General features: G+C 73.5%; 8 protein-coding genes, 6 tRNA genes and 1 pseudogene. 10 read left to right on the forward strand and 5 right to left on the reverse strand.

Features of this window, described 5'->3' with window-relative positions; genetic code table 11:
- Window positions 1-339: 339 nt before the first annotated feature.
- Both BI06_RS25280 and BI06_RS25285 read left to right on the forward strand, forming a co-directional pair.
- Complete coding sequence (locus BI06_RS25280; protein WP_030056266.1) at window positions 340-753, forward strand: SsgA family sporulation/cell division regulator; 414 nt, start codon at window positions 340-342, stop codon at window positions 751-753.
- 482 nt (window positions 754-1,235) lie between these two features.
- Window positions 1,236-1,805: a CGNR zinc finger domain-containing protein gene (locus tag BI06_RS25285; RefSeq protein ID WP_030396012.1), complete on the forward strand. Its 570-nt coding sequence runs from the start codon at window positions 1,236-1,238 to the stop codon at window positions 1,803-1,805.
- A 62-nt stretch (window positions 1,806-1,867) separates the two neighbouring features.
- On the opposite strand, the gene BI06_RS25290 is transcribed toward BI06_RS25285, so the two are convergent.
- Window positions 1,868-2,392 (reverse strand): hypothetical protein, encoded by a 525-nt coding sequence (locus tag BI06_RS25290; protein WP_043471856.1) that lies wholly within the window; start codon window positions 2,390-2,392, stop codon window positions 1,868-1,870.
- Between the two features lie 209 nt (window positions 2,393-2,601).
- Here BI06_RS25290 and BI06_RS25295 point away from each other — a divergent pair, with 209 nt between their 5' ends.
- Window positions 2,602-3,111 (forward strand): DsbA family protein, encoded by a 510-nt coding sequence (locus tag BI06_RS25295; RefSeq protein WP_030396010.1) that lies wholly within the window; start codon window positions 2,602-2,604, stop codon window positions 3,109-3,111.
- Window positions 3,112-3,155: 44 nt separating this feature from the next.
- Here BI06_RS25295 and BI06_RS25300 read toward each other — a convergent pair whose 3' ends face one another.
- From BI06_RS25300 to BI06_RS25310, 3 genes are all read right to left on the reverse strand, one after another.
- The gene (locus tag BI06_RS25300; RefSeq protein WP_030396009.1) at window positions 3,156-3,998 is read right to left on the reverse strand and encodes an N-acetyltransferase; all 843 of its coding nucleotides are present in this window, start codon (window positions 3,996-3,998) and stop codon (window positions 3,156-3,158) included.
- Between the two features lie 93 nt (window positions 3,999-4,091).
- The gene (locus BI06_RS25305; RefSeq protein ID WP_030396008.1) at window positions 4,092-4,922 is read right to left on the reverse strand and encodes an aminotransferase class IV; all 831 of its coding nucleotides are present in this window, start codon (window positions 4,920-4,922) and stop codon (window positions 4,092-4,094) included.
- 73 nt (window positions 4,923-4,995) lie between these two features.
- Window positions 4,996-6,057 carry a chorismate-binding protein gene (locus tag BI06_RS25310; protein WP_043471859.1) on the reverse strand — a complete coding sequence of 354 codons (1,062 nt, stop codon included), beginning with the start codon at window positions 6,055-6,057 and terminating at the stop codon, window positions 4,996-4,998.
- Between the two features lie 301 nt (window positions 6,058-6,358).
- Here BI06_RS25310 and BI06_RS25315 point away from each other — a divergent pair.
- From BI06_RS25315 to BI06_RS25340, 6 genes are all read left to right on the forward strand, one after another.
- Window positions 6,359-6,431 (forward strand) — tRNA-Gly (locus BI06_RS25315).
- Between the two features lie 40 nt (window positions 6,432-6,471).
- A tRNA-Cys gene (locus tag BI06_RS25320) sits at window positions 6,472-6,545 on the forward strand.
- Between the two features lie 33 nt (window positions 6,546-6,578).
- Window positions 6,579-6,653 (forward strand) — tRNA-Val (locus tag BI06_RS25325).
- A gap of 28 nt (window positions 6,654-6,681) precedes the next feature.
- Window positions 6,682-6,753: transfer RNA gene (locus tag BI06_RS25330), tRNA-Val, on the forward strand.
- Between the two features lie 40 nt (window positions 6,754-6,793).
- Window positions 6,794-6,865: transfer RNA gene (locus BI06_RS25335), tRNA-Val, on the forward strand.
- 41 nt (window positions 6,866-6,906) lie between these two features.
- A tRNA-Val gene (locus tag BI06_RS25340) sits at window positions 6,907-6,978 on the forward strand.
- A gap of 281 nt (window positions 6,979-7,259) precedes the next feature.
- On the opposite strand, the gene BI06_RS25345 is transcribed toward BI06_RS25340, so the two are convergent.
- Window positions 7,260-7,460 carry a hypothetical protein gene (locus BI06_RS25345; RefSeq protein ID WP_030396006.1) on the reverse strand — a complete coding sequence of 67 codons (201 nt, stop codon included), beginning with the start codon at window positions 7,458-7,460 and terminating at the stop codon, window positions 7,260-7,262.
- 438 nt (window positions 7,461-7,898) lie between these two features.
- On the opposite strand from BI06_RS25345, the pseudogene BI06_RS25350 reads away from it, so the two are divergent.
- Window positions 7,899-8,175 (forward strand): annotated as a pseudogene (locus BI06_RS25350) (serine/threonine protein kinase); the annotation flags it as partial.

Below are 8,175 nucleotides of genomic sequence, written 5' to 3' on the forward strand. Positions count from 1 at the left end.
CCCCCTCCGCAGCCCCCTCCGCGCCGGAGCCCCCGCCCCCGTCGTCCGCCCCCGTCGGCACCCCCGTGTCGTCCGGCACGACCGCATCCCCCGTTCCGGTGTTCCCGCCCGCGTCGCCGCGTGCCTTGTCGCTTCGCACAGTCATGCCAGGAAACTAACCGAGAAGGGCTCCGCTAATCGCCCGGAGGCCGGTCTGTGGCGATTCCGCAATGCGCCGTAAGGGGTACGACTCGCGCCCGAATCGGGACAGAGGGGTTTACATCGGTCTTGGAGGTGGGATGGTCCGTTCGCCGACGTGCGATTCCCCGAGCGCACACTGAGCGAAAGGCCATGGCGCTTATGAACACCACGGTCAGCTGCGAGCTGCACCTGCGCCTCATCGTGTCCAGCGAGTCCTCACTGCCCGTCCCCGCGGGCCTGCGCTACGACACCGCCGACCCCTATGCCGTGCACGCCACGTTCCACACCGGCGCGGACGAGACCGTGGAGTGGGTGTTCGCCCGAGATCTCCTCGCGGAGGGGCTGCACCGACCCACCGGTACCGGCGACGTCAGGGTCTGGCCGTCGCGCAGTCACGGGCAAGGGGTGGTCTGCATCGCCCTGAGCTCTCCGGAAGGAGAAGCCCTGCTGGAAGCCCCGGCCCGGGCGCTTGAGTCTTTCCTCAAGCGGACGGACGCCGCCGTGCCACCCGGCACCGAACACCGTCACTTCGACCTCGACCGGGAGCTGTCCCACATCCTCGCCGAAAGCTGACCGACCGGAGGCGGTCACGCCCCGCTGTCGGCGGGGTCGTCACCCCTGCCGTCACCGCAGCCGTCCTACTCGGGGGCACGGCAGCACACTCAGCCGCGCACGACGCGGTCTCGGGGCCGGTGACGAAACGGTTCACCCCGACCGGGGTGGGCCCGCAGCACCGCACGCGCCCGGCACCGGAGCCGGCCATCCCACGGGTGGCCGGCCTCGCTGTCGGGCGCGACCGTTCTCCCGGCGCTCCCCCGCCCACTCCCCCGCCCGCACGGACGGCCGTGCCCCGGGACGCGGCGCCGACTGCCCCGGAGTCCGCCCCGCCGGGCACCGTCCGGCCCGGCCCTCGAAGGAAACTCCGTACAGACCTACGGAATCCGTACGCGTCTTCGAAGCAAGCCACCGCCGGACCCCTCGCCGCCCCGGTAAGGTCTGGGAATGACCCGTAGTTGCGGGGTGCCGACGGCCCCCTCCGCACGAGGAGCCTCCACGTGCTGATCACCCATGACACCGAGTGCGCCCTGAGCATCCTCGTCGAGCTGCTCAACACCGCACCCGAGGTGTGCGGCACCGAGCTGCTGCCCGACACCGCGGCGCTCGACGCCTTCGTGGTCCGGCAGGAGATCAGCGAGGTCGACTCCCTCACCGAGGACGACCTGCGCCAGGTGCACGAGCTGCGCTCCCGGCTGCGCGAGGTCTTCGGCACCGAGTCCACCGAAGAGGCCGCCGAGCAGGTGAACGCCCTGGTCGCGGCCGCCGGGACGACACCCAGGCTGACCAACCACGACCACCACGGGTGGCACATCCACTACTTCGCGCCGCACGCCGCCCTCGGCGACCACCTGGCCGCCGAGCTGGGCATGGCGCTGGCCTTCATCCTCACCGCGGGCGAGCGCGAGCGGCTGCGCCGCTGCGAGGCGCCGGACTGCGCGAGGGTCTTCGTGGACCTCTCGCGCAACCGCTCGCGCCGCTACTGCGACAGCCGCACGTGCGGGAACCGGCTGCACGTCGCCGCCTACCGGGCCCGCCAGCGCTCGGCGGAAGCGGTGCCCTCGGCCTGAGCGGCCCGGGGGGCGCGGGGAGACCGGGGCCGGGACGCCAGGAGCGGGGCGGAACGGGGCGGTCAGAGGCCGCGCCGACGCAGGATCTCCTCGATGTCGGCGAACTCGTCCAGACCGTCGTCGCCCTTGCCGCCCTTGCCTGCCTTGCCGGGCTTCCCTGCCTTGCCCGCCCTGCCCTGCTCGGCCCGGGCGGCCTCCTCGGCCCGCTTCGGGGCTGGCCCGGCGGCAGGGGCCACGGCCGGCCTGGCCGGCGCGGGCCCGGCGGCCGCCGGACGGGACTCGCTCCCGCCGGCCACGGCCCCGCGACGGCCCGCCCAGCGGGTGGCGGCCAGCAGACCGGCCGAGACACCCAGCAGCACGATGCCGGTCCACACCCGGGGATCGAACACCAGCTTGGTCGCCCAGTCGGCCAGCTCGTCGCCGATCGTCCGCGCCACCGGGAACAGACCGGTCAGATAGAGGCCCAGCGGCACCAGCGCCACGGCGAACCAGCGGGTCGCGGAGAGGAAGCGCCGACGGTAGGCCCGCAGGCCCGCCACGGCCACCCCGGCCGCCGTGAGCGCGACACTCACCGCCGCCGTCAGCACGGCCGCCTCCGCTCGCCCGTCACCGCGGCCCGGGGCCCGGTCCGGCCCTCGGTGCCCGGGGCCGTCCTGCTGGTCGGGGCCGTCGCGGCCGTCACCGCCGCCCCGTCGGTCGGAGTCGTCATCCCGTCGGACCTCCCGTCGCTCCCGGTCTGGCCGGGCCCGGCCGCCGACTGTCCTGGCGGGGGCCCCACAGGTGGAACACTGGAGGCATGATCGAAGGTTCCCTCCCCCGTCTCGAGTTCTGGTGCGAACTCCAGTGCCCGGACTGCCGCACCGCCTTGGACGACGTCCGCGAGCTGCGCGCCCGCTACGGCGACGCGCTGCCGATCGAGCTGCGGCACTTCCCGCTCGAGAAGCACAAGTACGCCTACGCCGCCGCCGAGGCCGCCGAGGAGGCGTTCGCCCAGGGCCTGGGCTGGCCCTTCGTCGAGGCGCTGCTCGCCCGGGTCGAGGACCTCTCCGAGCGCGGCACCGAGGTGCTGCTCGAGGTCGCCCGCGAGGTCGGGGTCGACCCCGAGGAGGTGGACACCGCGCTGGTGGACGGCCGGCACATGCTCACCGTCGACGCCGACCAGGCCGAGGGCCGCGCGATCGGGGTGAAGGGCACGCCGACCTACATCGTCGCCGGGCAGCGCTTCGACGGCGGGCAGAGCCAGGACGGCCTGCTGGAGCGCCTCGTCGCCGCCGTCGAGGCCGCCGGGGCCACCCGCACCGCCTGACCACCGCCTGACCCGCGCCTGACCCGCGCCGACGGCCCGGCGGCTCACAGCAGCTGCTTGCCGTAGACCCGGTTGGTGACCCGGTAGCCGAGCGAGTCGTACAGCCGGACCGCGACCTCGTTGCCGCTGAAGACGTTCAGCCCGAGGTCGCGGACCCCGGCCGCCAGGCACTCGCGCTCCGCGAGCCGCATCAGCGTCCGCCCGTGCCCGCGCCCCCGGTGCTCGTCGGCCACCTCCACCACCATCACCCAGCCGAGCGGCGCACCGTCCGACAGCTCACGGACCCGCAGTGCCAGCCAGAGCGAGCCCAGCGGCTCCTCCCCCGCCCCGTACAGCCGGCGCAGCGCCACACCCGGGGTGCCGGCCCCCTGCGGCAGCAGCTTCAGGTGGTCGGCCTCGGCCTTGGCCCGGGCCTGCTCCTCGCCCAGCCCGGAGGCCAGCAGGTCGCGCACATAGCCCTCCTTGGCCTCGACCAGCCAGGCCGGGAACGCGGCGTCGTCGATCGGGCGGGCGACGACGCCCCCCGGCAGCGAGGGCCGGCCGTCGAGCCGCTTGATCATGTTCCGCATCCGCTCGGTGTAACCGAGGGTCACCGCGAGCGAGCGGGCGATCCGCGCGGTCTCCGGGATGTCCGCGTCCACCCGGACGCAGCCCCAGCCCCGCAGCACCTCCTCGGCGGCCAGCGCGGCGATCGTGCCCCGGCCCCGGCCGCGCCCGCTGCGCACCTCCAACTCGGCTATCTCGCCCCAGAGTCGGTCGCCCCGGGGGACGGCCGTGGTGCGCAGCCCGCCGACCGGGCGGCCGTTGACGCAGATCTGCCAGCGTCTGGTCCGGCCGCCCGCGGCGGTGGGGGTCTCCTGGCTCTCGGGGCGCAGCGTGATGGTCATGTCCCGCTCCCTTCCCCGCCGTCCGGCCGTTCTACCGGCCGGGGCCCCTCGGGCGTGCCCGGCGGGACCCTGCGCACGGGGCCCCCGGGGGTCTCAGGGGTCGAGGTCGTCGCCGCTGAGCCGGGCGAAGGCCGCCATGGCCCCGAGGGTGACCGGGCCGGGGCCGGCGAGCTCCCGGTCGTCGATCCGGGTGACGGCCTGGACGTCGCGCAGGGAGGAGGTGAGGAAGACCTCCTCCGCCTGCTGGAGGGCGTCCAGCGGCAGGTCGGCCTCCTCGGCGCCGCACCAGTCGACGACGAGCTGCCGGGTGATGCCGGCCAGGCAGCCGGAGGCGAGCGGCGGGGTGAGCAGCCGGCCGTCGAGGACGACGAAGACGTTGGAGCCGGTGCCTTCGCAGAGCCGGCCGGCGGTGTTGGCGAGCAGCGCCTCGGAGGCGCCGACGCGGTGGGCGGCGGCGAGGGCGACGACGTTCTCGGCGTAGGAGGTGGTCTTGAGTCCGGCGACGGCGCTGTGCTCGTTGCGGCGCCAGGGGACGACCGCGACGGCGGTGGTGTCGGGGCGGCGGGCGGCGGTGCCGAGGGAGGCCACCAGGGTGGGGGCGCCGTCGCCGCGTTCGGAGCCGAGCGGCGCCCGGCCGCCGGTGTAGGTGAGGCGCAGCCGGCCGAGGGGCATCGGGTTGGCGTCCAGGACGGCGGCGCAGGCCTCGCGGACCAGGTCGTGGTCGGGGTCGGGCAGTCCGAGGCCGCGGGCGGAGCGGGTGAGCCGGTCGAGGTGGCGGGTGATCGCGAAGGGCCGGCCGTCGACGGTCTTCATGGTCTCGAACACGCCGTCGCCGGTGGTGAGTCCGTGGTCGAGCACGGACAGGGCCGGGTCCGCGGAGTCGACGAGGGTGCCGTTGACCCAGCTGGTGGTCGGGTGCTGCATCGCGGGGGGCTCCTCGCGGGACGGGCACGGGCCGGCCGGGTCCGGGTGGCGGCCGGTCCGGTCCGTGTCGGGTTCAGTCGGTGTCGGAGTACGTCTCGGCACCCGACGCTATCGCGACCAGGCGGGCCGCCTTCAGTTCGGTTTCCGCCCATTCCCGTTCGGGGTCGGAGTCCCAGGTGATGCCGGCGCCGGTGCCGAAGCGCAGTTCGGGTGCCGCCGGGTCGGTCCGGTCGATCCAGAACGTGCGGATGCCGACGGCGAGTTCGGCCTCGCCCCGGTCGGCGTCGACCCAGCCGACGGCGCCGCAGTAGGGGCCGCGCGGCGCGGTCTCCAGGGCCTCGATGATCCGCAGGGCGCTGGACTTGGGGGCGCCGGTGACGGATCCGGGCGGGAAGGTGGCGGAGAACAGCTCGGGCCAGCCGGCGTCCTCGCGCAGGGTCCCCTCGACGGTGGAGACCAGGTGGACCAGGCCGGGGTGCTTCTCGACCGCGCACAGGTCGGGCACGGTGACGCTGCCGGTGGCGCAGACCCGGCCGAGGTCGTTGCGGACCAGGTCGACGATCATCACGTTCTCGGCGTGGTCCTTGTCGAGCAGGTCGTGCTCGGTGCGGCCGGTGCCCTTGATCGGGCCGGAGGCGACGGTGCGGCCGGTGCGGCGCAGATAGAGCTCCGGCGAGGCGGTGGCTATCTCCACGCCGTGGCCGGGCAGCCGGATCGTTCCGGCGTAGGGGGCCGGGTTGCCGTGGGCGAGCAGGCCGGTGAGGGCGTCGATGTCGGAGCGGTCCGGGTCGGGCAGCGGGGCGGAGAGCACCCGGCAGAGGTTGGCCTGGTAGACCTCGCCGGCGGCGATGTGCTCGCGGATCCGGCGGACGCCCCCGGTGTAGGCGGCGCGGTCGAGCGAGCTGTGCCAGCTGCCGGCGGCCGGGCCGAGCCAGCCGGCACCGGAGGGCGCGGCCGGGGCGGGGCGGACGTCGTCGAAGCGGGCGCAGGTGAGCCGGCCCTCGAAGTCGTGGGCGACGGCCCACCAGCCGGTGGAGTCCAGCGCGGCCGGGTCCGAGGTGATGTCGCGCAGTCCGGTGGCGACGCGGCCGCCGAAGCGGGCGAGGGGCTGCTGGGGGGCGGGGTGGCCGGACACGGTTCTCCTGCACAGGGCTTTGCGAGGTTGCGGTGCCTGAAGTGTAGGTCGGGAGGAGTGAGCAGAGTCGGGCGTCGCGCGGGCGTACGCCGGGTGACCTGCGGGTGTCACTCAGGGTGTTCCGTCGCCCCCGGTGGGTCCGTCCGGGGTGGTCGGAGCCGGGGCGGCCGGGGGGCGTCGGGCGGGGACCCCGGGGGCACGCTGCGGGAACGGATTTTTAGCTGGCCCGGGAATCCGCTAGAGTTCAACACGTCGCCAGGGAGCGCAGCCGGGAAAACCGGTGAGGATCCCCGGGAGACAGGCGGACGTGGCTCAGTTGGTAGAGCATCACCTTGCCAAGGTGAGGGTCGCGAGTTCGAATCTCGTCGTCCGCTCGACGAAGGACAGTGTAAGATCGTCCTTCGAGTGTTGCCTGGTGGAGTGGCCGAGAGGCGAGGCAACGGCCTGCAAAGCCGTGTACACGGGTTCAAATCCCGTCTCCACCTCCAAGAGGATCCCCGGTTCCACCGGGTGTCCTCCCCGCGCGATTAGCTCAGCGGGAGAGCACTACCTTGACACGGTAGGGGTCACTGGTTCAATCCCAGTATCGCGCACCACGCCCGGTTCCACCGAGGCATCAGCCCCGCGCGATTAGCTCAGCGGGAGAGCACCACCTTGACACGGTGGGGGTCACTGGTTCAATCCCAGTATCGCGCACGTCGGATCCCCCGGGATCCGCTGCGGAAGCACCGCACCAGCGCGATTAGCTCAGCGGGAGAGCACTACCTTGACACGGTAGGGGTCACTGGTTCAATCCCAGTATCGCGCACGTCAGGCCCTCCGGGGTCTGCTGCAGAACCGCCTTACCAGGCGCGATTAGCTCAGCGGGAGAGCACTACCTTGACACGGTAGGGGTCACTGGTTCAATCCCAGTATCGCGCACAGTGACGGCCGGGGCCGCGACTCGAACGAGTCGCGGCCCCGGCCGTTTTCGGCGTTCCGCCCCCGGTGGCTGTGCGGCCCGTCCGTGGAGTGGTCCGCGGGATGCGTGACGGGAAGAGCCGCGTACGGTCGCCCTCACCGACGTCCGTACGCGGCATCTCCGCCTGCCGGGGCGCTCTGCGCGCCGCACTCGCCCGTCCGCGAGTTGTCGCGGCGGCGGCCTCCCCGGCGGCACCGGCTCCCCGTCCCCAGGGGATCAGTGCCAGCTTCTGTGGTGCGCCTCAGTGGCCGAGCAACTCGGCCACCGCCTGCGCCTGGTTCGCCATCTGCTCCCAGCCTCCGAACAGGACGGCCAGCAGCACCGCGCAGGGCAGCGCCATGGCCAGCGCCACCGCCGGGTGCCTGGTGGGCTCCGCGGCCTGCGGCTGAGTGAAGGCCGGCCGACGGCGGCGGGAGGTGGATCCCGAGTGCTGCGCTGCCATGCCCTGACTCCTGATTCGTGAGCTCGGCCGGTGGTGGAAGGCGGAACGGTGGTGCACGAGGACGCGGTGGACGGCTTACCTCGGGGGACGAGCTCCCCGTCCACCGCTGAGAACAACGGTATGGCGCGAGGGGGTTGGCGGACGTCATGCCGTCGTACTGTTCTCCGGGCCTCCCGGAGGATGACGACCGGACCTGGGGCCTACTACCGCAGGCGGAGACGCCCGCCGCGGCTCCCTCGGGGGAACCCTGAGAGGGGACCCCGAGAAACGATTCGGCACGGCCCCGCCGACTGTCAGTCCAAGATCCGACAATCGGACGGTGGCTTCAGGTGTTGCGTATCAGCACACCGCAGCGGGCAGTCCGTAAGCTGTGCCGGACAGGAACTGACGACGCCCCACTCGACGGGGCCTCACCGACAGTCTGACGGGGAAACGGGAATGACGATGATGCGGCTGAGGCGTGAGGACCCCCGCATCGTCGGGCCGTACCGACTGCACCGGCGGCTCGGGGCGGGCGGCATGGGCGTGGTCTACCTCGGCTCCGACCGCCGGGGGCAGCGGGTCGCACTCAAACTGATCCGGGCCGAACTGGCCGAGGACGTCGAGTTCCGTACCCGCTTCGCCCGCGAGATCGCCGCCGCGTCCAGGATCCGGGGCGGCTGCACCGCCCGCGTCATGGGCTCCGACATCGAGGCCGACCGGCCCTGGCTGGCCA

The sequence above is a fragment of the Kitasatospora sp. MBT66 genome (assembly GCF_000710405.2).
Lineage (GTDB): Bacteria > Actinomycetota > Actinomycetes > Streptomycetales > Streptomycetaceae > Kitasatospora > Kitasatospora purpeofusca.

Coding starts and splice junctions, on each gene's coding strand:
- BI06_RS25280 (WP_030056266.1), top strand. CDS start 340: ATGAACACCACGGTCAGCTGCGAGCTGCACCTGCGCCTCATCGTGTCC.
- BI06_RS25295 (WP_030396010.1), top strand. CDS start 2,602: ATGATCGAAGGTTCCCTCCCCCGTCTCGAGTTCTGGTGCGAACTCCAG.
- BI06_RS25300 (WP_030396009.1), bottom strand. CDS start 3,998: ATGACCATCACGCTGCGCCCCGAGAGCCAGGAGACCCCCACCGCCGCG.
- BI06_RS25305 (WP_030396008.1), bottom strand. CDS start 4,922: ATGCAGCACCCGACCACCAGCTGGGTCAACGGCACCCTCGTCGACTCC.
- BI06_RS25345 (WP_030396006.1), bottom strand. CDS start 7,460: ATGGCAGCGCAGCACTCGGGATCCACCTCCCGCCGCCGTCGGCCGGCC.